The organism is Geodermatophilus sp. SYSU D00742 (assembly GCF_054049935.1).
This window is the reverse complement of record NZ_JBJGYJ010000002.1, coordinates 172,514-197,112: the sequence shown is the minus strand read 5'-3', so window position 1 is coordinate 197,112 and position 24,599 is coordinate 172,514. Positions and strand designations below refer to the sequence as shown.

Genomic DNA, 24,599 nt, shown 5'->3' with positions numbered 1-24,599 from the left:
CGACACCGGCGGGCCGCACTCGAGCGGTCCGCCGGTGTCAGACCGCGGTCCCGGTACGCAGGGACCGCCACCACTCGTCGTGGCTGGCGAACCAGGCGACCTCCTCGGCCAGCCCCTGCTCCAGGGTCACCAGCGGTCGGAAACCCAGCTCCTGGCGCACCCGGTCGGTGCGGCACACCAGGTCGGCGGCGGACGGGCCCTCGACGTGCTGCGGGCCCGGCGGCTCCGCCCCGACCTGCGCCGCGACGGCCCGGCACACCCGGTGGGCAAGCGCCACCGTCCGCTCGACGGTGCCGCTGCCGGCGTTGACCAGCCGGAACACCGTTCCGCCGGAGACGCCCGGCGGGCGGGCCACCGCCCGCACCACGACCTGGGCGGCGTCGCTCACGTGCAGGTAGTCGCGACGCTCCAGCCCGTCCCCCGCGATGGTCGCCGGCAACCCGGCCAGCCCGGCACGGACGAACGCCGGCACCGACCGCGGCACCGTCTCCCCCGCCCCGTACAGCGTCGTGAACCGCAGCACCGTGGCAGCCGGCCCACCCTCGCCGGCCACCACCCGCAGCAGGTCCTCCACCGCCAGCTTGGCCGCCCCGTAGGCGTCGTCCGGCGTCGGCCGCAGGCACTCGTCCACCGGCCCGCCCGGGTCGTGCCCGTACACCCCCACCGTGCTGCCCAGGACGACGTGCCCGAGCCGGTCACCCAGCGCCGCGAGCAGCTCCAGGGTCCCGGCCTCGTTCACCACCGCCTCGTGGCGCGCACGGGCCGTCGGCGTCCCCGTCCCCGGCGCTGGAGGCGCGTACGCCAGGTGCACCAGGTGCTCGGTCCCCGCCGCGCGGCGGGCGAGGCGCCGTGCCGCCGCCGGCCGCCACCACTCGCCCTCCGGGATGAGCCGGACGACGCCGTCGCGGATCAACTGCCGGAGTGGTTCCCGCCAGCCGGCGTCCGACCCGACGACAGTGACCCGGCAGCCGGCCCCCACCAGCCGGGGGACGACGTACGCGCCGAGGAACCCCGTGCCACCGGTGACCAGCACCGGCGTGCCGGTCAGGTCGACGCCCGGGGGGACGTCGCCGACCGCGAACCACTCCTGGACGGTGTTGACCACGGCGGGTGACGCGCTCGTGCCGGCCACGCTCAGAGCGGGGACACCGACGACGACGCCGCGGAGGACCGGGAGCCGCACGCTCGGGCGGCGCCGGAGTAGACGAGCACGCTGCTCCTCCTGACGTCGCCGCGGCAACTGGGGGCTTCCGCCCGCGCATGATCCGGAACGCTCCCGTCCGTCCTGGAGACGTTAGGGAGGCGACACGCGATCTGAGCAGGGACGTTGGGCCCGGCTACGGCGTGGCCTCACCGGGCGTAGGCGTGGTGGGCGCCGCTGCACGACCCCGGCCCGTTGCGCGTGACCGTGCGTCAGGGACCGATCGCGCGGGCGCGATCATCCCCCGATGACCGCGGCCGCGGCGGGCGCGCGACGTCGTCGCCGCCGACCCGCGCGGCACCCGCCGGGACCGCGGCCGGGGCCCCGGGTGCATCCGGGCGCCGGGTGCGGGCAGATCCGGGCCCGGCCAGCTCGACCCGCAGCGCGGCGGCGAACCGGCGGGCGGACTCCAGCGCCGGCACGCTCGCCCGCCCGACCGGGACGCCCAGCACCCGGCTGCGCTCGACCAGGTGGTCGCCGACGGTGAGGTGCACCCGGCGGCGGCCACCGCCGATCTCCTCCCACGCCACCTGCAGGGCCATCTGCCGTTCGAACCCGCCCGGCCCCTGGGCCACGTAGCGGACCAGCGACCCGGTGGCCCGGGTCTCGCTGATCGTCGTCCGCAGGTACCGGCGCCCGGCCTCGGCGGCCCGCCGCCCGGCCGCGCGGATCTCCGCCGGCCCCAGTTGCGTCTCCACCGTGAACGCCACGGCGGCGACGTCGTCCTCGACTGCCACCTGCTCCCCCGTTGCCCCCGTGCCGGCGCCGTACGACGCCGTCGTGCCTCCGACACTCAGCGTAGGGGCGACGCTCGCGGAACGACGCGGTTCCGTTCCCGGGCGCGACCGAGTCGTGACCTCGCCGCACTCATCCGTCCGGGTGGCGACGCCTCCACGCTCCCAGGGACACCGGCCACGCGCCCCTGTCGCCGCGAGCGACGCGCCGACTCCCGGCCACCCGCCGGCACGCCGGTTCCGACCGGCGGCCTCCCGGCGTTCGCCCGTCCGGGTGGACGTGCCGCGGATCCGTTCAGCTCCGGGGACACCCTGCCGATGTCCTTCGACATGGACACGGTCTACGACCTGACGCGCGCCGTCTCGCCGGTCGGCGCCCCGCCGCAGGACGACGTCACGAGCCTCCTGCCCGGTCCGGACTCCGTCCTCGCCCACCTGACCGAGCGCCTGGCCGCCGCCACGGAGGTCCCCGGCGCCCTGATCGTCATCGGGCTGCTCCGCGGCGACGACACGGGGCCCGCCGCCGCGACGTCCCGGGCCACCGCCACCGCGACCGTGGCCCGCTCGGTGCGTGGGGACGACTGGCTGGGCCGCTCCGGCCCCGACGAGTTCGCCCTCCTGCTCGGCGGGGGCCTCGGGGGAGCCATGACCGCCGCCGCGCGCGTCGTCCGTGCGGTCAGCGCCCTGGCCACCACGGGGCTCGGTGTCTGCGCCGGCGTCACGGTCCTCGAGGCCGGCGTCCCCGCCGAGGACGTCCTCCGCCGGGCCCGTGCCGGACTCGCCGCGGCGACCGCCGCCGGCACCGGAGCGGTCTGCGTCAGCTGATCCGTCGGTCCCGCGACCGGCGCCGGCGCGCGCGGCGCAGTGCCGCCCAGGAGACGACGCCGAGCAGCACGAGCCCGGTCACCCAGCCGACGACCTCGGGCGCCGGGCCGCCGACCGCCGTCCACAGCCCATGGCCGACGACGTAGCCCAGCACCACGACCAGCAGCGCCGGTACCGCGAGGACGAGGACGAACACACCCGCCCTTCGGCCCGGGAGTCCCCGCCGGACGCGCTCAGCGGGTGATCGTGCCCGCGTCCTCGCGTGCCCTGATCCGCTCCCGCTGCGGCACCACGATGTACTTGGGGTCTTTCGTGCTGGCGATGCCCGCCTCGAACACCCCGAACCGGGTCAGCAGCGACCCCGCCGCCAGCAGCACGCCCGAGGCCACGGCGCCCAGCCGCCGGCGTCCCGCGACGACGGTCAGCGCCGCCCCGGCCGCGGTGCATGCCTTCGCCGCCCGCATCAGGGCCCCGGGCCGCCCCTCGTGGTAGGGCTCGCTGACGATCCCGTGGTCGTTCTCCACCCGGTGCGTCACGGCCAGCTCGACCACGGCCCCGGCGACGGCCATCTTGCGGGCCGGGCCGGCCTCGGCGACGGGGCTCAGCGCCATGGCGATCCCACCGCCGGCGGCCATCCCGGAGGCCCCGAAGAGGTAGGGCAACTGGGTGTGCGCCGCGTGCCAGGACGGGACGGCGGTGTTGGCCAGCAGCACCCCGGTGTAGGAGGCCAGCGGCCCGCCGAACACCGCCGCCACCGCGCCGCCGAACCGCTTGAGCCGCGGGAACCAGCCGAGCAGCTCGACGGCCGCCGTCGCCCCGGCCGCGGCGCTGAACGGCGAGAGGATGTAGGTGCCGACCGACAGTGGCGACGTCGGCTTGAGCACCCGGAGCATGTGCAGGAACCGCTCGGGCCGGCCGAGGTCGTGGATCAGGAAGACCACCGATGCGATCGCCCCGCCGCCCGAGACCAGCCGGGTCACGCGGGTCAGCTGCGGGCGGTCGGTGAGGTCGGCGATCGCGCCGAGGATCGACGAGGACCCGGCAGCACCGCCGAGGAAGAGGTACAGCGGGACGTCGGGGCTCTTCCACACCGGTGTCTTGACGATCTGCCGTCCGTAGTACGAGGAGAACTCGGCCTCCTCGACCATCGGCACCTCGCCGCCCGGGCGGCCGCCGCCCCGACGACGACGTCGCTTGCCGGTCGCCGTGACGTCCGAGCCCCCGGCCCGGCGCCAGCCCGCACCCGGCGTGGCGGCCTCGTCGCTCATCGGGGCCTCCTCGAGCCGAGGACGGCCGACAGCGCCACGCCGACGATCATCGCCGCGGCGGCCCCGGCGGCCCGCCACATCGCCGGGAGGTCCCGGGTGGTGACGATCGGGTCCGGCGGCAGCCCGTAGACCTCCGGCTCGTCGAGCAGCAGGAAGAACGCACCGTTGCCGCCGACGCCGTCGTCCTCGTCGCGCCCGTAGAGCCGGGCGGTCTCCACGCCCTGCGCCTTGAGCGTGGCCAGCCGCGCGTCGGCCCGGGCCTGCAGCTCGTCGAGGTTGCCGAACTGGATCGACTGGGTGGGGCAGGCCGAGGCGCAGGCCGGCTGCAGCCCGTCGGTCAGCCGGTCGTAGCACAGGGTGCACTTGAACACCCGGCCGTCGTCCTTGCGCTGGTTGATCACGCCGTAGGGGCAGGAGGCCACGCAGTAGCCGCAGCCGTTGCAGATGTCACCCTGGACGACGACCGTGCCGAACTCGGTGCGGAACAGCGCGCCGGTCGGGCAGACGTCCAGGCACCCGGCGTGCGTGCAGTGCTTGCACACGTCGGAGCTCATCAGCCAGCGGATCTGCTTGTCGGTGCCGCTCTGCCCGGTCTGCGGGTCGAACTCGGAGAGCGCCTCGGCGTTCAGGACGCTCGACTGCTGCGCCGTCGCCAGGCTCTCGTCGTTCGGCCCGTCGGTGACCGAGCGACCCGCGTCCTGCCGCGTGTCCCCCGGCCGGCCGAAGGTCGGCATCGGCAGGTCGACGGTGCGCACCTGCTCGATGAAGGCCACGTGCCGCCAGCTGTTGGCGCCGAGCTGCCCGGTGTTGTCGTAGGACATCCCGGACAGCCCGATGACGTCCCGCGTGCCGTGCGAGTCGTCCATCGGCAGGAGGTTCCACTCCTTGCACGCCACCTCGCAGGCCTTGCAGCCGATGCACACCGAGGTGTCGGTGAAGAAGCCGACCCGCGCCGGGTGGTCGGCGTCGTAGCCGGCCTCCGCCTGGACGTCGGGCAGCGGCCCGTACAGCCGGTTCTCCGGGTCCCGCCCGGTGAAGGCCGGACTCGCCGAGCTGATCGAGGTCACGCCGGCCTCCTCTGTCCTCCGCTGACCGATCCGGTGCCGTGCAGAGTCACAGCGTCGACCCCTCGCCGGCCTCGGCCGCGACCGGGTCCCGGCCGTTGAGGCCCACGCGCCCAGACTCCACCCCGGCCCGCCGCCGGTACCCCTCCACGAACTCGACGAGCTCCGGACCGCGGGGGCGTCGTCCGGGCCGGATGTCGGCGGTGCTGACCTTGTCCTCCTGGATGTGCGTGTTGGGGTCGAGCACGATGCCCAGCAGGTCGTTGGCGGTGTCGCCGGTCGAGATGCCGCTGTAGGACCAGTGGTAGGGCATCCCGATCTGGTGCACGACCTGGCCGTCCCGCAGCCGGATCGGCCGCACCCGCTCGGTGACCAGCACCTTCGCCTCGATCGCCGTCCGCGCGCTGACCAGCGTGGCGTACTCCCCGTTGCGCAGCCCGCGCAGCTCGGCGAGCTCCGGGCTCACCTCGACGAAGAACTCCGGTTGCAGCTCGGCGAGGTAGGGCAGCGTGCGGCTCATCCCGCCGGCGGTGTGGTGCTCGGTGAGCCGGTAGGTGGTCACCTGGAACGGGAAGACCTCGCTCAGCGGCGGGTTCTCCCGGTTCCACGGACCCGGGATGCGCTCGACCGTCGGGTTGGCCTGCTGCTTGTACAGGGCGTTCTCGACGACGGACTCCGCCGGCTCGTAGTGCGTCGGCAGCGGGCCGTCGACCAGCCCCGCGGGCGCGAACAGCCACGCCTTGCCGTCGCCCTGCATGACGAACGGGTCGGTCCCGGCGATCGCGTCCTGCGCCCGCGCGCCGTCGGGCGGCACGTAGTCCGGGCGCTTGGTCGCCTCGAAGTCCGGGTTGTCCGCGCCGGTCCAGCGACCGGCCTGCTCGTCCCAGTACACGTACTTCTTGCGCTCGCTCCACGGCTTGCCGTCCGGGTCGGCCGAGGCGCGGTTGTAGAGGATCCGCCGGTTGTACGGCCAGGCCCAGCCCCACTCGGAGGCCACCGGGCCCTGCTCGCGGCCGGGCTTGCGGCGGGCGGCCTGGTTCACCTCGTCGGCGTAGACGCCGGAGTAGATCCAGCAACCGCAGGACGTCGAGCCGTCGTCCTGCAGGTCCATGTACCCGGAGACGGCGCGCCCGTCCGGGCCGGTGCCGTTGATCTCCCGCAGAACGGCGTCGGCGCTCGGCTCCTGGTCGGGGCCGTGCGTCGGGTAGTCCCAGGTGAGGTCGAGCAGCGGGCGGTCCCGCGGGTCGGTGGAGTCCGCCAGCCGCTCCCGGAGGATGCGGCCGAGGTGGAAGTAGAACCACAGGTCGCTCTTCGCGTCGCCCGGCGGGTCCACCGCCTTGTGGCGCCACTGGAGCAGCCGCTGGGTCTGGGTGAAGGTCCCCTCCTTCTCCGCGTGCGAGGCCGCGGGCACGAAGAACACCTCGGTGGCGATCGACTCGGGGGACAGCTCCCCGGTCTCGATCTCCGGGGACTCCTTCCAGAAGGTCGCCGACTCGATCAGCTGCAGGTCGCGGACGACCAGCCAGTCGAGGTTGGCCAGCCCGAACCGGTTCATCCGCCCGTTCGGGTGCCCGACCGTCGGGTTCTCCCCGACCAGGAAGTAGCCCGAGACCTTCCCCTCGATCATGTCGGCGATCGTCCGGTAGGAGCTGTGGTCGCCGTCGATCTTCGGGAGGTGGTCGAAGGCGTAGTCGTTCTCCGCCGTCGCCGCGTCACCCCACCAGGCCTTGAGCAGGTTGACCATGTAGGTGCGCTTGTTCCCCCAGAACCCGGCCTTGCCGGCGGCGTCGGCGCAGTACTCGTCCAGCGTCTGGTGCTGCAGCGCGTGCGGCATGGGCAGGTAGCCCGGGAGCAGGTTGAACAGCGTCGGGACGTCGGTCGAGCCCTGGATGCTGGCGTGCCCGCGCAGCGCCAGGATCCCGCCGCCGGGACGGCCGATGTTGCCCAGCAGCGTCTGCAGGATCGAGCAGGTGCGGATGTACTGCGCACCGACGCTGTGCTGCGTCCAGCCCACCGAGTACACCCACGCCGTCGTCCGCTCGCGGTTGCTGTTCTCGGTGACCCACCGGGCGACCTGGAGGAAGACCTCCGGCTCGACGCCGCAGACCTCCGAGACCATCTCCGGGGTGTAGCGGTCGAAGTGCCGCCTGAGGATCTGGAACACCGTGCGCGGGTGCTGCAGCGTCTCGTCGCGCTTCGGCTTGGCGGCGATCGGCGGCCCCCCGCTGCCGGCCGCCTGCGCCCGGTCGGCGTGCTTGACGTCCGGGTGCTGCTCGGTGGCCTCCTGCTCCGCGGCCTCCGCCGGGTCGTCGGAGGAGGCGTGCGGCGGCTCCTCCGGCTCGTACTGCCAGCTGGCCTCGTCGTAGGTGCCGTTCGCCGGGTCGAAGCCGGAGAAGATGCCGTCGAGGTCCTCGGCGTCGACGAACTCCTCGCCCACCAGCGCCGCGGCGTTGGTGTAGGCGACGACGTACTCCTTGAAGTACAGCTCGTTGTCGAGCACGTACCTGATCAGGCCGCCGAGGAACGCGATGTCGGTGCCGACGCGCAGCGGCACGTGCAGGTCGGCGATCGCGCTGGTCCGCGTGAAGCGCGGGTCGATGTGCACGACCTTGGCCCCGCGCGCCTTGGCCTCGGTCACCCACTGGAAGCCCACCGGGTGGCACTCGGCCATGTTCGAACCCTCGATGACGATGCAGTCGGAGTTCGCGAGGTCTTCCAGGGTGTTGGTGGCGCCGCCACGTCCGAACGAGGTCCCCAGACCGGGGACCGTGGCGGAGTGCTATATGCGGGCCTGGTTCTCGATCTGGATCGCGCCCAGGGCGCTGTAGAGCTTCTTCATGAGGTAGTTCTCCTCGTTGTCGAGGGTCGCCCCTCCGAGGCTCGCTACTCCCATGGTGCGGTTGACGCGCTTGCCGTCGTGCTCGTCCTGCCAGCCCTTGCGGCGGGCCTCCAGCACCCGGTCGGCGATCATCTCCATCGCCGTGTCCAGGTCGAGGTCCTCCCACTCCGTCCCGTACGGACGGCGGTACTTGACCGTGGTGACCCGGGTCGGGCTCGTGACCAGCTGCTTGCTCGCGCTGCCCTTCGGGCACAGCCGGCCGCGGCTGATCGGCGAGTCGGGGTCGCCCTCGATCTGGACGATCTGCTCGTCCTGCACGTAGATCCGCTGCCCGCAGCCGACCGCGCAGTACGGGCACACGCTCTGCACGACGCGGTCGGCGGTGGCCGTGCGGCTCACCACGTTCTCGGTCGCCTTGCTGCGGGCAGCCCTGCCACGTCCGAGCGGGTCCGGGCCGGTCAGCTGCCGGAACACCGGCCACGCGTCTAGCCAGGTCTTCACGACCGTGACTCTGCCACCCCGGAGGTGATCCGGCCCGTCGGAGCCGCCTCGCGTGCCTGGTCACCGCGCCGTCCCCGCCCCCGCCTCCCGTCGAGGAGGCACCGGTGCGCGAGGACCTCGTCGGCAGCGGGCCCACCCCGGGCACGGGCGCCCGCCCCTTCCGGGTGAGCCGCCCGCACACGCGCCTCCAGCGCCGCCCGGACGCGCCCGATGACAGCACCGTGACCTCCGCACGCGTCCTCCCCGGACCGGCCGCCGCCCCGGCGTCCCGGCCGCTGCGCGGCCGCGCCGGCCTGCCGCTGGTGGGAGCACTCGCCGTGGTCGCCGTCATCACGTCGCTGACGGGGCCGTCGGTCCTGGAGCAGTCCTCGGGGCTGGCCGCGGCCGTCTCCGGCTGCCTGTACCTCCTCCTGCGCGCCGGGGACAGTGCCGCCCCGTCCGGTTGGCGCTGGTACGCGGGTGCCACGGGCCTCTGCGTCGCGGGGGGGATCCTGGTCGAGGCCGTCACCGGGCAGCCGGCGAGCTCGGTGCTCGGCGTCCTGCCCGGCAACCTGCTCACGATCGTCGCCCTGGTCCGGCTGCGCGACCACCGGTGCCGGGCGACCGACCGGACCCGGCTGGTCACCACGTCGACGTTGTTCTTCGTCGCGGCCCTCCTGGCCCTGCACGTGGTCCTGCACCTGGTCCCCGGGCACGGGGACGCGGGGCTGCTCGGTCTCGCCGTCACGGTCGTCCCGGTGGTGCTGGCGTCGAGCACCGCGGCCGCCCTGGTCTTCGCCGGTACGACCGCGCCGGGACGCTCGCGGGTCGCCGCCCTCCTGCTGACCTCCCACGGGCTGACGGCCGGCGCCGGCGTCCTCCGGGTGCTCGCCTGGGGCACGTCGTCGGAGGTCCTGATGGCGGGGGTGCGGCCGGCCACCGTGCTGGCGCTCGTCGTGCTGTGCCTGGCCTGCCGGGCCGACGTCCGGCGAGGGGGCACGACGGGTTGCGAACCACGGGAGCGCGCGACCGGGGCCGCGAGCGCCCTCCTGCCGCACGCCATGGCCCTGGTCGCGGGCTCCATGCTGCTCCTGCAGACGTCGGTGGCCGAGGCGCGCGACCACCACGGCACGGTGCTCGGCATCACCGGGCTCGGCGCCGTGCTGGCACACCAGACCGTGATGTGGCGGACCCAGCGGCGACTCACCGGCGCCCTGCTGCGCAGCGAGTCCTGCTTCCGGACGCTCGTGCGCAGCAGCGCCGACCCCGTCGTGATCCTGGACGGCGGACTGCGCGTCAGCTTCGCCTCGGGGGCCCTCCGCGAGCTGCTGGGCCGCGACCCCGACGCCGCCGTCGGCCGGCCCATCGCCGAGGTCGTCCACCCCGCCGACGCCCCGGCCCTCTTCGACGCCCTGACCGGCCCGGTCCCCGACTCCGCCGTCCGGACCGTGCGGGTCCGGCACGCCGACGGCGGCTGGCGGCTCATCCAGGCCACCGTGCGCGACCTGCGCAACGACCCCGACGTCGGCGCGCTCGTCCTCTACTGCCGCGACGTGACCGGCACCGTGCCCGGCGCGGACGCCGACCCGGCGCTGGTGGAACTCTGCCTCGCCGACCCGGTCACCGGGCTGCCCAACCGGACGGCGCTGCTCCGGCGGCTGGCCGCGCTGCGGCTCGAGGCCGGGGGGCGCCCGCGGGCACTGGCCCTGCTCGGCGTCCCCGGCCTGACCGGTCTCCCGGCCGAGGACGCCGCCGGCACCCTGCGTGCGCTCACCACCCGGCTGACGCGGGTGCTGCGTGCCGAGGACTGGCTGGCCCGCACCAAGGACGGCGACTTCGTCGTCGTCGCCTCCGGCAGCGTGGCCGACGCCGAGGTGCTCGCCGCCCGGCTCGTCGCGGCCGCGGGCACCGACCTGGCCGTCGCCGCGGGCGTCGCCGCGCTGCCCGACGACCTCGACCCCGGCGAGGCCCTGCGGCACGCCGACCTCGCGCTGCGTGCCGCCGGCCGCGGCCGGGTGCACCGGTACGACGACGCCGTGCGGCAGGAGCGCGACCGCCGCGACGCCCTGCGCGCCGACCTCGCCGGCGCCCTCGACCGCGGCGAGCTGCGCCTGGTGTTCCAGCCCGTCGTCGACCTGGTGCTCCGGCGCACGGTCAGCGTCGAGGCGCTGCTGCGCTGGCGGCACCCCGTCTTCGGGGAGGTCTCCCCCGCGGAGTTCGTGCCGCTCGCCGAGGAGTCGCCGCTCATCTCGGAGCTGGGCCGGTGGGTGCTCGCCCGCGCCTGCGCGACCGTCGCCGCGATGCCGGACCCCGAGCTGGCCGTGGCGGTCAACGTGTCGGCCCGGCAACTGCACGGCGGTTCCCTCGTCGCCGACGTCCTGGCCGCACTCGACGCCAGCGGGCTGCCGGCCCGGCGGCTGTTCCTCGAGCTGACCGAGTCGATGCTGCTGGACGACGAGGCGGTGACGGAGGAGCTCCAGGCGCTGCGGCAGGTGGGCATCCGCATCGCGGTCGACGACTTCGGCACCGGGTGGTCCTCGCTGGCGTACCTGGTGGGCCTGCCGGTCGACACCCTCAAGATGGACCGCCAGTTCCTCGCCGACGTCGAGCACGACCAGCAGCGGCAGGCGCTGTGCCGGGCCGTGCTGCACCTGGGCGCCAGCATCGGCCTGCCGGTCGTGGTCGAGGGCGTGGAGAGCGACGCCGAGGCCGCGCTGCTGCGCGACATGGGCCACCGCTACCTGCAGGGCTTCGCGCTCTCCCGCCCGCTCGAGGCCGACCGGCTGGCGGCCGGCCCCCTGCCGACCGGCCTCCCGCTGACCGTCGACCGCTGACGTCGGCACCTCTGGTCGACGATGACGCCGCGCCCGGTGATCGGGGTCTCCCCGGAGGGGGTCGTCCGGTCCCGGAACGTCACCGGTGAGGTCGATACTGGGCCGGTGGGTGACCCGGAGCTGCACTTCCTCGGCCACTCGACGGTGCGCGTCGAGCTGGCCGGGCACACGGTGCTGACCGATCCCCTGCTCACCGGCCGCGTCGGCCCGCTGCGCCGCGTGGTCCCGGCTCCCGAGCCGAGCGCCTGGGCCGGTGTCGACCTCGTGCTCGTCAGCCACCTGCACGGCGACCACCTGCACCTGCCCTCACTGCGACTGCTGGGGCCCGACGTGCGCATCGTCGTCCCCCGCGGCGCCGGCGAGTGGCTGCGCTCCCGCGGGTTCCGGCACGTCGTCGAGGTGCTGCCGGGCGAGGGGTTCACCCACGGTGCCCTGCGGGTCACCGCCGTCCCCGCCGACCACACCGGCCACCGCTGGGGGCCGCGGTCCACCCACGGGCCCGACACCCGGGCCGTCGGCCACCTGGTCGAGGGCGCCGGGCGGACGGTGTACGTCAGCGGTGACACCGACCTCTTCGACGAGATGTACCTGCTGGGTGAGCGCGGTCTCGACGTCGCGCTGCTGCCGGTGTGGGGCTGGGGCCCCTCGCTCGGGCCGGGCCACCTCGACCCGGACGGCGCGGCCGAGGCCACCGAGCGGCTGCGTCCGCGGGTCGCCGTGCCCGTGCACTGGGGCACCCTCGCGGTCCCCGGCGCACGGGTGCTCCCCGGGCTGCGCGGCCGGATGCGCCCGCTGCTGACCGAGCCGCCGCGCGCCTTCGCCGCCGCCGTCGCCGCCCGCGGGCTGGCCACGCACGTGGCGGTCACCGAGCCCGGGCAGCCGGTCGTGCTGCCGGCAGCGGCGGGGACGACGTGAGCGCGCTCGCCGCGTGGGCCGACGGGTCGGCGATCGGCTACCCGGTGCTGTTCGGCGGAGTGCTGCTCGGCTCGATCGTCCCGGTCGTGCCGACCGGCGCGGTCGTCGGCGCGGGCGCCGCGTTCGCCATGACCGCCTCCGGGCTGAACCTGCCGCTGGTCGTCCTCGTCGCCACCCTCGCCGCCTGGACCGGCGACGTGCTCACCTTCGCGATCTGCCGGTTCGGCGGGCCGGCGGCCGTGCGCTGGGTGGCCCGCGGGCAGCACGCGGACCGGATCGAGGAGGTCCGCGGGCAGTTCCACCGCCACGGCTGGCAGATCGTCGTCGTCGGCCGGATGCTGCCCGCCGGGCGCATCCCGGTGCTGCTGGCGGCCGGCGCCCTGGCCTACCCGTGGCGGCGACTGCTCCCCGCCTCGCTGCTGGCCGCGTTCCTCTGGGCGGTGGCGTACGCGCTGCTCGGGGTGGTCAGCGGCGGCATCTTCGACTCCCCGCTCACCGCCGTCCTGCTGGCCACCGTGCTCGTGCTCGTCGTCGGCGCCGTGCTCAACGTGGTGAGCGGGCGCCGCCGCAGGTCGGCACCCGAGGGGCAGCCGGCCGAGCCCACGTCCTGCGGACCGGCATGAGCCGACCCGCCTCCTCCGGCCGGGTCCTCCAGCGCGGCCGGACGCCGGCCCGCGTGCTGCTCACCTGGGCCGCCACCACCGCCGCGCTGGTCGTCCTCGACGACTGGCTGCGCGACTTCACGATGACGTCGTGGTGGCAGCCGCCGGTCATCGCGCTGCTGGTCGGCCTGCTCACCGCGGTGGTGTGGCCGCTGGTCATGCGGGTCGTGCTGCCGCTGGCCTTCTTCACCCTCGGGCTGGGCAGCTTCCTGCTGCTGGGGGCGGCGGTGCTGGGGCTGTCCTTCCTCGTCCCCGGTGTAGTCGTCGAGAACCTGCGCACCGCCGTCTGGGTCGGCATCGGCCTGGCCGGCGTCTCCGGCGTGGTCAGCAGCGTGCTGGCCATCGACGAGGACGAGCTGTTCTTCCGCCGCGCCCGCCGCCGCGCCCGGCCGACGGAGCAGAACGGCCCGAGCCCGCCCGGCATCCTGTTCCTGCAGATCGACGCGCTGTCGTTCGACACCGCCCGCCGTGCGGTCCGCGACGGGTCGATGCCCACCCTCGCCGCCTGGCTGCGTCAGGGCAGCCACACCCTGACCTCGTGGCACACCGACTGGAGCTCGCAGACCGGCGCCGCCGTCTGCGGCATCCTGCACGGCTCCAACCACGACATCCCCGGCTTCCGCTGGTACGACAAGGACCGCGACCGCATCGTCCGCGTGTCCTCCCCCGTCGACGCCGCCGAGATCGAGCGCGCGCACTCCGACGGCCGGGGGCTGCTGTCCGGGGGCGGCGCCAGTCGCGGGAACCTGTTCACCGGCGACGCCACGCACGTGAGCCTGACGATGAGCTCGCTGGCGCACGTGGTGCCCGCGGCCAGCCGCCGCCCGCGGCGGGCCCGGGAACGGGTGGGTTCGGGCTACTACGCGTACTTCGCCAGCCCGGTGAACGCGCTGCGCACCATCGCGGTGTCCGCCGTCGACATCTACCGCGAGCTGGTCGCCGCCGCCCGGGAGCGCCGCGACGACGTCCGGCCCCGCGTCTCCCGTGGCGGCATCTACCCCCTCGCCCGACCGGGGACGACGGTCATCTCCCGCGACGTCGTCGTCTTCGCGCTGCTCGAGGACATGCTCGCCGGCCGTCCGGTCGCCTACGCGGACTTCCTCGGCTACGACGAGGCCGCCCACCACGCCGGGCTGGAGCGGGCCGACAGCCTGGCGGTGCTGCGCAGCATCGACCAGCAGATCGGCCGGCTGCACCGCGCGGCCCAGCTGGCCCCGCGGGAGTACCACCTGGTGTGCCTCTCCGACCACGGGCAGACCCAGGGCGAGGCGTTCACCGCCCGCTTCGGGGAGTCGATCGAGGAGCTGGTCGGCCGGCTCTGCGGCGGGTCCGGCGGCCTGACCGAGCCGCACCTGACCGGCCCGCGGGACAGCCGCCGGCTCACCGAGGGCTGGCAGGTCGGCGCCGCGCTGGCCGAGGGCGGCCCGATCGCCCGCCGGCTGCGCGAACGGGTGGAGCGGGCGGAGCGCGTGCCGCACTCGCACGAGCTGCCGGCCGACCGGGAGGGTGGCGCGCCGCGGGTGGCGCCGGGGGTGGTGGTCGCCGTCTCCGGCCACACCGCGATGGTGTCCTTCGCCGACATCCCCGGCCGGGTCTCGCTGGAGGAGATCGAGCGGCACTGGCCCCGGCTGCTGCCGGGCCTGGTCGACCACGACGGCGTGGGCTTCCTGCTCGTGCACTCGGAGGAGTACGGGCCGGTGGTGCTGGGCCGGAACGGCGTGCACCGGCTCGCGGCGGGGCTGGTCATCGGCGAGGACCCGCTCGCCCCCTACGGGGAGCACGCGGCCCGCCTGGTGGCCCGCGCGTCGACGTTCCCGCACTGCGCCGACGTCGTCGTCAACAGCCGCTACGACCCGGACACCGACGAGGCCTCGGCGTTCGAGCCGCACGTCGGGTCGCACGGTGGGCTGGGCGGGCCGCAGCAGCACGGCTTCCTGGTGCACCCGCGGTCGTTCCGCCCGCCCGGCGAGGTCGTGGGGGCCGAGGCCCTGCACCGGGTGTTCCGCGGCTGGCTGACCGACCTCGGGCACCCCGAGCCGACCACGGACGACGCGGCCGTCGGCCCGCTCAGCGCCACCGCCCTGCACCCCTCCCGCGCACAGGTGTGACCCCGGGCCGGACAGTGGATGACGTCCTCGTGAACTCGGTCGCGGCGGATGGACCCCGGCCGACGCCGTCCCGGAAGGTAGGGCGATGAGACCCGACGCGCGCGCCTGGTTCCGCAACCGCACGACCTCCGCACCGTCGCTGGGCGCCCTGGACCTGGACGCGCTGCTGCGCGCCAAGCGTCGCGGGCAGCACCGGGTGAGCGTCGTCCTCCCCGCGCGCGACGAGGAGGCCACCGTCGGCCGGCTGGTCAGCGACCTGCGCGAGCACTGGGTCCTCGGGACGCCGCTGGTGGACGAGCTGCTCGTCGTCGACTCCGACTCCACCGACGCCACGGCGCGCGTGGCCCGGGCCGCCGGCGCCGACGTCGTCGCGAGCGCGGACGTGCTGCCCGGCCACGGCAGCCGCCCCGGCAAGGGCGAGGCGCTGTGGAAGTCGCTGGCCGCGACCACCGGCGACCTGGTCGTGTTCCTCGACGCCGACCTCCTCGGCGACGTCACCCACTACGTGCCCGGCCTCCTCGCGCCGCTGCTCACCGAGCCGCAGGTCAGCTACGTCAAGGGCTGCTACACCCGGCCGCTCGAGGTAGACGGGAGCAGCGTCCCCGCCGGCGGCGGGCGGGTCACCGAGCTGACCGCGCGGCCGCTGCTCAACGCGCTGTGGCCGGAGCTGGCCGGGTTCGTGCAGCCGCTCGGCGGGGAGTACGCCGGACGGCGGTCGGTGCTCGAGCAGGTGCCGTTCGTCTCGGGGTACGGGGTGGAGGTCGGGCTGCTGGTCGACCTGCTGGCCCTCGCCGGCCTGGGCGCGCTCGCCCAGGTCGACCTCGGGGAGCGGCGGCACACCTCGCAGAGTCAGGAGGCGCTCGGGCGGATGGCCGGGCAGGTGGTGTCCACGGTGCTGTCCCGCGCCGGGCAGGGGGCGGCCTCGCTGCGGGACGGCGCGGGCGGCCTGCTCACCCAGTTCCGGCACGACGGCTCCGGCTTCGTGCCGCACAGCACACCGGTGGCGGTCGACGAGCGCCCGCCGATGGTCACCGTGCCCGAGTACCGGGGGCTGCGCGCCGACGTGGTCGGCTGAGCCCGGGAGCCGGCCTCTCCGAGCACTCCTCCACGACGCCGGCTCAGACGGCCGCACCCTCGCGCGTCGGCTGCAGGATCGGCAGCAGCACGTCGTCGACGACCCGCCGCACCTGCTCGGTGGTCATGACCCCGGCGCTGGAGGTGAACCGCTGCCACCAGAAGGCCTCCAGCACCGAGCCGAGCAGTGCCAGGCGCGACTCGGGGACCTCCTCGCCGCGCTCGGCCTGACGGGCGCCGAGGGTCGACACCGCCGCGGCCAGCGGCCGGACCAGGGCGTCGTCGAGGCCGGCCTGCAGGTCCTCGTCGTGCCGCGCGGCCCCGACCAGGCTGGCGGTGGCCCGCTCCTCGCGGTCCAGCGGCCGGCGCCAGCGGTCGACCAGGCCGGCGAGGTCGTCGCGGAGGGAACCGGTGTCCGGGGGGATCCGCACGAGGGTGAACCGGCTCAGGGCGTGCCGGGCCATCGCCGCCATGGTGGGCCACCGCCGGTAGATGCCGGCCTTCCCGGCGCGGGCACGGGCGGCGACCCGGTCGCTGTTGAGCTTGCCCCAGCCCTCCTCGGCCAGGATGTCGACGGCGACGGAGAGCAGCTGGTCGGACAGTTCGGCACTGAGTGGGCGCCCCGGCGTTCCCGTCACGCTGCGCCCCGTTCACAGGTGGACATCACCGCGACATCGTGGACGTTCATCGGGGTCACCACAATGACCCCGGCACGAACTCGCAGGCTTTTTCTTGAGAGTCTCAACCATGTGCGCTGAGCGCACACGTCGGGCCCACCCGATCAGGCGCCGGCGGCGCTCTCCACGTGTACCTGCAGGCTCGCGCCGTCGTCGGCCAGCCAGCCCTTGCGGGCGGCGTACTCCACCATGCCGTCCCACTGCTGCGCCCAGTCCGCGGCGCCGGCCTGCGGTTCGGCGGCCGCCCGCAGCGCCGCGACGTCCAGGAAGCCGGTCTCGGCGTCCTGCAGCCGGCCCAGCCCGGCGTCCCGCAGGACCCGGTCGGCCTCCTCGTCGGTCACCGCACCCAGGGCCAGGTGCAGCCGCTTCAGGTCGTCGACGTCGACCACCCGCACCTCGGGCAGCTCGTCGGCGCCACCCACCACCTCGACGATCATGTCGTCTCCCTCCTCGTCGGTCTCAGGCTATGGCCCCGTCCCGGGCACCGCCCCGAGCGTGCGAGCGGTGGTGAGGGCGGGGTCGTCCGTCACACGTGCCAGGGGAAGCGGGAGAAGTCGGGGGCGCGCTTCTCCAGGAAGGCGTCCCGGCCCTCGACCGCCTCCTCGGCCATGTACGCCAGCCGGGTCGTCTCACCGGCGAACAGCTGCTGGCCCACCAGGCCGTCGTCGATCAGGTTGAACGAGTACTTCAGCATCCGCTGCGCGGTGGGGCTCTTGGCGACGATCCGCCGTCCCCAGTCCAGCGCGGTCGCCTCGAGCTCGGCGTGCGGGACGACCCGGTTCACCATGCCCATCGCGTGGGCGTCCTCGGCGGAGTACTCGTCGCCCAGGAAGAAGATCTCGCGGGCGAACTTCTGGCCGACCTGCCGGGCCAGGTAGGCCGAGCCGAAACCGCCGTCGAAGCTGCCGACGTCGGCGTCGGTCTGCTTGAACCGGGCGTGCTCGGCGCTGGCCAGGGTGAGGTCGGAGACGACGTGCAGGCTGTGCCCTCCGCCCGCGGCCCAGCCCGGGACGACGCAGATGACGACCTTGGGCATGAACCGGATCAGCCGCTGCGCCTCGAGCACGTGCAGCCGGCCGCTGGACCCGGCCGCGTGCTCGTACCCGTACCTCCCCCGCACCCGCTGGTCGCCGCCGGAGCAGAACGCCCAGCCGCCGTCCTTGGGGCTCGGTCCGTTGCCGGTGAGGATCACGCAGCCCACGTCGGTCGACAGCCGCGCGTGCTCCAGCGCGGTGATCAGCTCGTCGACCGTCTGCGGCCGGAAGGCGTTGCGCACCTCGGGCCGGTCGAACGCGATGCGGACCACGCCCGCGTCGACGGCGCGGTGGTAGGTCAGGTCGGCGAAGTTGAAGCCCTCCACCGGCTGCCACGCGGCGCTGTCGAAGATCTCCGAGACGTCGTCACGCGCGGTCATCCCCCGAACCTAGTGCGCGCCGGGGCGGGCGCTCAGGGGAGGAGTCCGTCGACCGCGCCACCGACCGCGTCAGCGGCGTCACCGACCACGTCCCCCGCGGCGTCGCCGGCGCCCTCGGCCACCCCGTCGACCGCGCTCCCGACGCCGTCCAGCGGTCCGCCACCGCCACCGGCCGGGCCCCTGCCCGACGAGCCCCCGCGGGTCGGCCGGGCGCCGGTCGAGCCGTCGGCCGGCGGGGCACCGGTGGCGCCGGCGCCGGGCGGGGCGCCCCGGCCGGACGAGCCACCGGTCGTGGGCCCCGCCGTCGAGCCACCGCCCGGGCGGCTGGGGGTGCTGCCGCGGTCGGCCTCGGGCGCGGGGACGGGCGTGGGCGTGGGAACGGGCGCAGGGTCAGGGGGAGGTGCGGGCGCGCCGCGCGCCACCGGACCCCCACCCCGGGTGGGCGAGGGAGGGCTCGGCGCCGCCGCGCCCGGAGCGGGCGCCGTCGCGCCGGGCACGGCAGGCGTGCTGCCGGGAGCCCCGGGGGTCGTCCCCGGCGCCGTGGTGCCGGGCACGGCAGGCGTGCTGCCGAGAGCTCCCGGGGTCGTCCCCGGCGCCTCCGCGGCCGGCGCACCGCCCGCCGCCGCCGTCCCGGCGGGGTCACCGACGGCGGCAGGGGAGTCGGCGGCGGCCGTGTCCTCCGTGGGACCGCCCGCGGCCGCGGCGCCGTCGGGCAGCAGGCCGGCGACCACCGCGCCCACGCCGACGGCGCTGGCCGCCGCGTCCAGCCCCGGTGCGGCCGGGTCCCGGGAGCCGGCGGAGGCGCGGGCCGCGCTGCCGATGCCCCGCCCCTCACCCGCCGAGGGGGTGCCGACGGACCAGCCCGACGTGTCCGTGTCGGGGGCTCTGGTCGAGGAGGGCGCGACCACGATCATGACCAGGGCCGCGGCCAGCAGGAAGCCGGAGAGGAACAGCAGGGCCAGCGGCGCGTGGGCGCGCACGGCCTCCGGCCAGCCGCCCGACGCGTCCGCGTGGGCCGGACCGGCCAGGTGGGCCGGCGCGGCGAGGTGACGGGGACGGCGGTGCACCGGCGAGCTCCTCCGGACGACGGACTGCGGTGCCCAACGTAAGCGGGCACGCACGCAGGGGCATGTCGATCACCGGTGGGTACCGTCGGGACGTGGCCGAGCCGCCCGCCGTGCGGATCGGCACCGTGAACACCGCCTCCGGGCGTACCGCGACCGGCCGGGTCCTCGCCGGCGACGAGCTGGGCGCGGCGGTGGCGGGCCTCGACGTCGACGTCCTCGCCGTGCAGGAGGTCGACGCCGGCCAGGACCGCTCCCGGGGCAGCGACCAGGCCGCCGCCCTCGCCGCGGGGCTGGGTGCCCCCCACTGGCGCGGCGCGGCGACCCTCGTCGGCACGCCGGACCCGTTCCGCAGCTGGACGCCGGCCGCTCCCGCCCTGCGCGGCCCCGACGACCCGCACGACGGGCCGCTCTACGGGATCGCGCTGCTCAGCCGGCTGCCGGTGCGGGGGTGGTCCGTGCTGGGGCTGGGCAGCGGGCGGGCCCGGCTCCCGGTCAAGGGGCCGGACCCGCGCACCGGCGGCCTGCGCTGGTGGTGGGTGCCCGACGAGCCGCGGATCGCCGTCGCCGCCCGGCTCGACGCCGTGACCGTCGTCGCCACGCACCTGTCCTTCGCACCGCACACCGCGGTGCGTCAGCTGCGGCGGCTGCGCCGGTGGATGGCGGCCATGCCCGGCCCCGTCGTGCTGGCCGGGGACCTCAACCTGCCCGGGTCGGTGCCGGCCCGGCTGCTGGGGGCGGCCGCGCTGGTGCGCGCGCCCAGCTTCCCCGCCGTCGAGCCACGGGTGCAGCTGGACCACCTGCTGGCGGTCGGGGGCGGCCTGCGCGGCCGCGACGGCGCGGCGACCGTGCTGCCGGTGGGCGACCACCGCGCCCTCAGCGTGACCGTCTCGCCGTCCTGACCGTCGTCCCCCGCGGCGACCGACGGTGGTGGTGTCGGTCGCCCGCGGGCGCCACCAGGGCTCAGGACAGCAGGTCGTGCAGGCGGCCCAGGGACGCCTCGAAGCCCGGGTGCAGCGGCACCGAGGCGAGGTCGTCGAGGGCGATCCAGGCGACGCCGTCGCTCTCGCCGTCCAGCCGCAGGTCGCCGGGCTCGATGCTGCGGAGGGGCCGGGCCAGCACGGTCGTGTACGACCAGCCGCCGTGGTCGTCGACCGAGGACGGGCCCAGCTCCAGGTCCTGCGGCAGCAGGCCGAGCTCCTCCGAGACCTCCCGCAGTGCCCCGCGCTCCGGGGACTCCCCCGCGTGCAGCGCGCCACCCGGGGTGCCCCACGTGCCGCCGTGGTGCGACCAGCCCGCCCGGTGCTGGAGCAGCAGCTCGGTGCCCCCGGCACCGACCCGGTGCACCAGCAGCCCGGCCGCGCCGAGCAGCCCCCAGTGCCGGTGCCCGAACGAGCAGGTCACCCAGCCGTCGGTCGAGGAGAACACCGCCCCAGTGAACCCCGTGCGGAGAGCCGGAGCGCGGACACCGCACCCGTGGCGCTCCGCCCGACGCCGCATGACACGCTCGAGGGCGTGCGCGTCGCCGTCTTCACCGGGTCCCGGAGCGGGCCACCGTCCCACCAGCAGGCCGCCGCCGACCTCGCCGCGGACCTCGCCCGGGCCGGTGTCGGGATCGTGTACGGCGGCGGGCACGTCGGGCTGATGGGCGTCGTGGCCGACGCCGCCCTGGCCGCCGGGGGTGAGGTGGTCGGCGTCATCCCCCAGCACCTGGTGGACGACGAGCTGGCGCACCCCGGCCTGCCGCAGCTGGAGGTCGTCGACTCGATGCACGAGCGCAAGGCGCGGATGGCCGAGCTGGCCGACGTCTTCGTCGCCCTCCCCGGCGCGGCCGGCACCCTCGAGGAGTTGTTCGAGGCCTGGACCTGGGGGATGCTCGGCCTGCACGCCAAGCCGGTCGCGCTGGTCGACGTCGACGGCTTCTGGCAGCCACTGCTCACCCAGCTGCGCCGCATGGTGGACGACGGCTACCTCGCCCGCACCCGGTTCGACGCGCTCGGCGTGGTCACCGACGCAGCCGGCCTGCTGGCGTTCGTCTCGACGTACGAACACCCGGCCCGGAAGTGGACGCCCACCCCGCCGTGACGTGACCGCGCGGCCCGGTGCGGCACCGCGGCCCCTCGCCGCGGACCACCGCGGAGGAGCCCGGGAACCCCGGCGGAGCGCGCGGGACGGGGGCACGGCCTAGCGTCGGCGCCGTGGAGCGCTGGGACGTCGTCGTGGTCGGTGGCGGTCCGGCGGGCGCGGCGGCCGCGCTGGCCGCGCGGCGCACCGGGGCGTCGGTGCTGGTGCTCGACCGCGCCGACTTCCCGCGCGACAAGGTCTGCGGCGACGGCGTCGCCCCCGAGGCGCTCGACGTGCTGGCCGCCCTGGGCGTGGACCGGGAGGCGCTCGTGCACGGGTACCCGCCGGTGCCGCGGCTGGCGCTGCGCTCACCGGGCGGGGCCACCGTCGAGCGGGCCACGGCGCGCCCGTCGCACGTCGTCCCCCGGGCGGTGCTCGACGGCCGGCTGCTGCGGCAGGCGCTGCAGCGCGGGGCACGGTTCCGGCGGCGCACGGTCCGCACCGTCCGCGCCGACGCCGACGGCGTGACCGTGGACGGCGACCTGCGGGCGTCGGTGCTGGTGGGCGCGGACGGCGCCGAGTCCGTCGTCCGCCGGGCACTCGGCCTGGGCAGCAACCGGGCCGACCGGCTGGCCGTGGCGATCCGCGGCTACGCCCCCCAGCCGCCCGGCCCGCCCGGCACGCAGGTGCTGGTGACGACGGACCAGCGCTGGCCGGCCTACGCGTGGTCGTTCCCGCTCGGCGACGGCCGCGCCAACGTCGGGTACGGCGAGCTGGTGTCGGGCGGGGCCACCCGGGCCGACCTCGTCGACGGGCTGCACCGGCTGCTGCCCGGGGTGCAGCCAGGCCCGCTGCGGGCCCACCGGCTGCCGCTGTCCACCGGGCGGCCGCGCCAGCCCGACGGCCGGGTGCTGCTGGCCGGCGACGCCGCCTCCCTGGTCAACCCGCTGACCGGGGAGGGCATCTTCTACGCGGTCGTCTCGGGCGCGCTGGCCGGCTCTGCCGCGGCCGCCGGGCCGGACGCCGGGGCGCGCTACCGCGACATGCTGGACCGGCGGCTGGCCGCGCACCTGCGGTCCACCCGGCTGGCCTCGGAGCTGAGCCGCTGGCCGGCGGTGATGGACGCCGCCTTCCGCGCGGCCGCGGCCAGCCAGCGGGTCTTCGACGACGTGGTCCACCTGGGCCTGGCCGACGGCCGGCTGACCCTGCGCACGCTCACGGCCGCGGCGGGCCGGCTGGTCCTTCGGCGGCGCTGACCTCGACCCCGGCCGCCCCGCTCGGCGGGCCCCGTCGCCCGCCGGGCCGGGGCGGGGTGCTCAGGACGGCGGCGCGGGCGCGGGCGGGACCGTGGGCGGCGGCGTCAGGTAGGTGGCGTAGTCCTCGGCCGAGAGGGGCGCCGAGCTCAGCTGCCCCGAGGGCAGCGGTGCGTCGATCGGCTCGCCGTCCAGGGTCAGGACGACGGTGTCGACGCCCGGCACGCTGGTGGCCGACAGCACCAGCTGGGCCACCGCCCGCCGGCTCGCCGACCCGGCCGGTGCCTCCGCCGGGCCGGTGAGGTCGATCGTCGCCGTGCCGTCGGTGAGGCCGGCCACGGCGAGCTCCACGCCGGGCGGCAGCGCGGTCGACAGCTGGAGGTCCCGCTCGGCCGCCGTCGGGCCCGCGGCGAGTGCGTCGAGCAGGTCGTCCAGCCGGTCACGCGGTGACGGACCGGTCACCTCCCGGGGCCGGGGCACCAGGCTGTCGTCCGGCGCGGCCAGGTAGACCCGGGTGGGGTCGGTCTGCGGCTCGGGCGCGGCGGTCACCGAGGGCTGCGCGCTGGGCGAGGTCAGCCCGAACGGGACCTCCGACGGTGGGATCGTCTCCGCCGGCCCCCCGGTGGGCACCCCGCACCCGGCGAGGACGACGCCCAGCCCGGCCAGCCCGAGCCGCACCCCACGGGCGGTCACCGCACACCGCCGGGGAGCGACAGGGTGAAGCGCGCGCCGCCACCGGGCGCCTGGCTGCACCAGGCGGCGCCACCGTGCCGGGCCGCGATCTCGGCCACGATCGCCAGCCCCAGCCCCGCCCCGGGCAGCGACCGGCGGGCGGCGCGCGGCCCCCGGGCGAACCGCTCGAAGACCCGCTCCCGCTCCTCCACCGGGATGCCGGGTCCGGCGTCGTCCACGTCCACCACCACCGCGCCGTCCCGCCGCTGCACGGCCACGCCGACCGGCCCGCCGGCGTGCCGGTCGGCGTTGTCCAGCAGGTTGCGCACCGCCCGCTCCAGGCCGCTCTTGTCGCCGGTCACCACCGTCTCCTCGTCGGGGTCGCCCACCAGCAGGGCGGGGTCCCGCCCGGAGCCGGCCAGCACCTCGCGCACCAGGGCGGTCATCGACACCGGCGTGGACCGGTCCGAGGGCGGGGCGCCGTCGATGCGGGCGAGTTCGAGCAGGTCGTCGAGCATGCGGCGGAACCGCTCCAGCTCGCGTTCGACCAGGGCCAGCGCCTGGTCGGCCCGCGGGGACAGCTCCGCCCGCCGGGCGGCGAGCACCTCCACGCTGGTGACGACGCCGGTGAGCGGGCTGCGCAACTCGTGGCTGACGTCGCCGACGAAGCGGGCGTCGCGCTCGAGCCGGGCCGCCAGCGCGTCCACCATGCTGTTGAACCCGGCCACGATCGCCAGCAGGTCGGGGTCGTCGGTCGGCGGCAGCCGGGTGTCCAGCTGGCCACCGGCGATCCGCGTCGCCGCCCCGGCGACCTGCTCCAGCGGCTGCAGGGCCCGCCGGCTGGCCCAGCCGCCGAACGCCGCCCCCGCCGCGGTCGCGGCCAGCGCGCCCGCCCCGAGGACGACGGCCAGCGTGCGCAGCACCATCTCCAGCTCGGTGAGCGGGGAGAGCTCGTAGAACTCCACCCCGGCGGCGGGGACCGGCACCCCGACCAGCAGCGCGGGGCCGGCGGGGGTCTCGACGCGCACGGTGCCGGCCGAGCCGTCGGCGACGAGCGCGCGCAGCTCCTCGGGCACGTCCCGGGCACCGACGTCCAGGCTCGAGGAGTACCAGGAGTCCCCGCTGCGGACGACGACGTCGGCCCCGCCCGAGGGCACCATCTCGACCACCACGTCGCCGACCTCGGTGCCCGCGGTGGCCAGCCGGCTGCTGAGCACGTGGGCGTCGGCGAAGGCCTGCCGGGTGAGCGACCGCTCGCGCTGGTCGACCAGGTAGCTGCGGGCCAGCAGCCAGGTGGTGGTCACCAGCACCACCGAGACCAGCAGGGCGCCCGCGGCGAAGCCCAGGACGATCCGCGCCCGCAGCCCCCGCGACCCGAGGGCGCGGGTCACCGTGCCCTCGGTCCGCTCCCGCGGAGCGCTCCGCTCCTCGTCCGCCGGCGCGCCCCGTCG

Annotated in this window: 21 protein-coding genes and 1 pseudogene; 9 read left to right on the top strand and 13 right to left on the bottom strand. The window is 76.1% G+C overall.

What is annotated here, in order from left to right:
* Window positions 1–37: 37 nt before the first annotated feature.
* Both ACI78V_RS02310 and ACI78V_RS02305 read right to left on the bottom strand, forming a co-directional pair.
* Window positions 38–1,132, bottom strand: coding sequence for an NAD-dependent epimerase/dehydratase family protein (locus ACI78V_RS02310; RefSeq protein WP_456848512.1), 1,095 nt, complete (start codon window positions 1,130–1,132; stop codon window positions 38–40).
* Between the two features lie 281 nt (window positions 1,133–1,413).
* Entirely contained in the window at window positions 1,414–1,938 is a 525-nt protein-coding gene (locus ACI78V_RS02305; protein ID WP_456848510.1) for a hypothetical protein, read from the bottom strand.
* 315 nt (window positions 1,939–2,253) lie between these two features.
* Between ACI78V_RS02305 and ACI78V_RS02300 the strand changes: the two genes are divergently transcribed.
* Window positions 2,254–2,760 (top strand): hypothetical protein, encoded by a 507-nt coding sequence (locus ACI78V_RS02300; protein WP_456848508.1) that lies wholly within the window; start codon window positions 2,254–2,256, stop codon window positions 2,758–2,760.
* Here ACI78V_RS02300 and ACI78V_RS02295 read toward each other — a convergent pair.
* The 4 genes and pseudogenes from ACI78V_RS02295 to fdh form a co-directional block, all read right to left on the bottom strand.
* Window positions 2,753–2,956, bottom strand: coding sequence for a hypothetical protein (locus tag ACI78V_RS02295; RefSeq protein WP_456848506.1), 204 nt, complete (start codon window positions 2,954–2,956; stop codon window positions 2,753–2,755). The two genes, ACI78V_RS02300 and ACI78V_RS02295, sit on opposite strands and share 8 nt — an antisense overlap.
* A gap of 37 nt (window positions 2,957–2,993) precedes the next feature.
* On the bottom strand, window positions 2,994–4,028 hold the full coding sequence (nrfD, locus tag ACI78V_RS02290; protein ID WP_456848505.1) for an NrfD/PsrC family molybdoenzyme membrane anchor subunit: 1,035 nt from the start codon (window positions 4,026–4,028) through the stop codon (window positions 2,994–2,996).
* On the bottom strand, window positions 4,025–5,095 hold the full coding sequence (locus tag ACI78V_RS02285; RefSeq protein ID WP_456848503.1) for a 4Fe-4S dicluster domain-containing protein: 1,071 nt from the start codon (window positions 5,093–5,095) through the stop codon (window positions 4,025–4,027). Before ACI78V_RS02285 ends, nrfD begins: the two co-directional genes overlap by 4 nt.
* A gap of 46 nt (window positions 5,096–5,141) precedes the next feature.
* Window positions 5,142–8,432: pseudogene (fdh, locus tag ACI78V_RS02280) on the bottom strand (formate dehydrogenase).
* A gap of 221 nt (window positions 8,433–8,653) precedes the next feature.
* Here fdh and ACI78V_RS02275 point away from each other — a divergent pair.
* The 5 genes from ACI78V_RS02275 to ACI78V_RS02255 all read left to right on the top strand — a co-directional run bounded on the left by ACI78V_RS02275 (window position 8,654) and on the right by ACI78V_RS02255 (window position 16,005).
* Entirely contained in the window at window positions 8,654–11,245 is a 2,592-nt protein-coding gene (locus tag ACI78V_RS02275; RefSeq protein ID WP_456848501.1) for a putative bifunctional diguanylate cyclase/phosphodiesterase, read from the top strand.
* Window positions 11,246–11,350: 105 nt separating this feature from the next.
* A complete protein-coding gene (locus ACI78V_RS02270) occupies window positions 11,351–12,160 on the top strand; it encodes an MBL fold metallo-hydrolase (RefSeq protein ID WP_456848499.1) in 810 nt (269 codons plus the stop codon).
* Entirely contained in the window at window positions 12,157–12,783 is a 627-nt protein-coding gene (locus ACI78V_RS02265; protein ID WP_456848497.1) for a DedA family protein, read from the top strand. Before ACI78V_RS02270 ends, ACI78V_RS02265 begins: the two co-directional genes overlap by 4 nt.
* Entirely contained in the window at window positions 12,780–14,930 is a 2,151-nt protein-coding gene (locus ACI78V_RS02260; RefSeq protein ID WP_456848495.1) for a phage holin family protein, read from the top strand. Before ACI78V_RS02265 ends, ACI78V_RS02260 begins: the two co-directional genes overlap by 4 nt.
* Before the next feature lie 85 nt (window positions 14,931–15,015).
* Window positions 15,016–16,005, top strand: a complete 990-nt coding sequence (locus ACI78V_RS02255; protein WP_456848494.1) for a glucosyl-3-phosphoglycerate synthase — start codon at window positions 15,016–15,018, stop codon at window positions 16,003–16,005.
* 43 nt (window positions 16,006–16,048) lie between these two features.
* Here ACI78V_RS02255 and ACI78V_RS02250 read toward each other — a convergent pair whose 3' ends face one another.
* The 4 genes from ACI78V_RS02250 to ACI78V_RS02235 form a co-directional block, all read right to left on the bottom strand.
* Window positions 16,049–16,642 carry a TetR-like C-terminal domain-containing protein gene (locus ACI78V_RS02250; RefSeq protein ID WP_456848492.1) on the bottom strand — a complete coding sequence of 198 codons (594 nt, stop codon included), beginning with the start codon at window positions 16,640–16,642 and terminating at the stop codon, window positions 16,049–16,051.
* A gap of 143 nt (window positions 16,643–16,785) precedes the next feature.
* Complete coding sequence (locus ACI78V_RS02245) at window positions 16,786–17,118, bottom strand: hypothetical protein (protein ID WP_456848490.1); 333 nt, start codon at window positions 17,116–17,118, stop codon at window positions 16,786–16,788.
* 89 nt (window positions 17,119–17,207) lie between these two features.
* On the bottom strand, window positions 17,208–18,095 hold the full coding sequence (locus tag ACI78V_RS02240) for a 1,4-dihydroxy-2-naphthoyl-CoA synthase (protein ID WP_456848488.1): 888 nt from the start codon (window positions 18,093–18,095) through the stop codon (window positions 17,208–17,210).
* Between the two features lie 32 nt (window positions 18,096–18,127).
* Window positions 18,128–19,162, bottom strand: a complete 1,035-nt coding sequence (locus ACI78V_RS02235) for a hypothetical protein (protein WP_456848486.1) — start codon at window positions 19,160–19,162, stop codon at window positions 18,128–18,130.
* A gap of 92 nt (window positions 19,163–19,254) precedes the next feature.
* Between ACI78V_RS02235 and ACI78V_RS02230 the strand changes: the two genes are divergently transcribed.
* Window positions 19,255–20,061 (top strand): endonuclease/exonuclease/phosphatase family protein, encoded by an 807-nt coding sequence (locus tag ACI78V_RS02230; RefSeq protein WP_456848484.1) that lies wholly within the window; start codon window positions 19,255–19,257, stop codon window positions 20,059–20,061.
* 61 nt (window positions 20,062–20,122) lie between these two features.
* Here ACI78V_RS02230 and ACI78V_RS02225 read toward each other — a convergent pair whose 3' ends face one another.
* A complete protein-coding gene (locus ACI78V_RS02225) occupies window positions 20,123–20,587 on the bottom strand; it encodes an NUDIX domain-containing protein (protein ID WP_456848482.1) in 465 nt (154 codons plus the stop codon).
* An 87-nt stretch (window positions 20,588–20,674) separates the two neighbouring features.
* Here ACI78V_RS02225 and ACI78V_RS02220 point away from each other — a divergent pair, with 87 nt between their 5' ends.
* Together ACI78V_RS02220 and ACI78V_RS02215 are read left to right on the top strand one after the other, a co-directional pair.
* Window positions 20,675–21,244, top strand: a complete 570-nt coding sequence (locus tag ACI78V_RS02220; RefSeq protein WP_456848480.1) for an LOG family protein — start codon at window positions 20,675–20,677, stop codon at window positions 21,242–21,244.
* Window positions 21,245–21,357: 113 nt separating this feature from the next.
* On the top strand, window positions 21,358–22,479 hold the full coding sequence (locus ACI78V_RS02215; RefSeq protein WP_456848478.1) for an NAD(P)/FAD-dependent oxidoreductase: 1,122 nt from the start codon (window positions 21,358–21,360) through the stop codon (window positions 22,477–22,479).
* A gap of 60 nt (window positions 22,480–22,539) precedes the next feature.
* Here ACI78V_RS02215 and ACI78V_RS02210 read toward each other — a convergent pair whose 3' ends face one another.
* Both ACI78V_RS02210 and ACI78V_RS02205 read right to left on the bottom strand, forming a co-directional pair.
* Window positions 22,540–23,169, bottom strand: coding sequence for a GerMN domain-containing protein (locus ACI78V_RS02210; protein ID WP_456848476.1), 630 nt, complete (start codon window positions 23,167–23,169; stop codon window positions 22,540–22,542).
* Complete coding sequence (locus tag ACI78V_RS02205) at window positions 23,166–24,539, bottom strand: sensor histidine kinase (protein WP_456848474.1); 1,374 nt, start codon at window positions 24,537–24,539, stop codon at window positions 23,166–23,168. Before ACI78V_RS02205 ends, ACI78V_RS02210 begins: the two co-directional genes overlap by 4 nt.
* Window positions 24,540–24,599 lie beyond the last annotated feature (60 nt).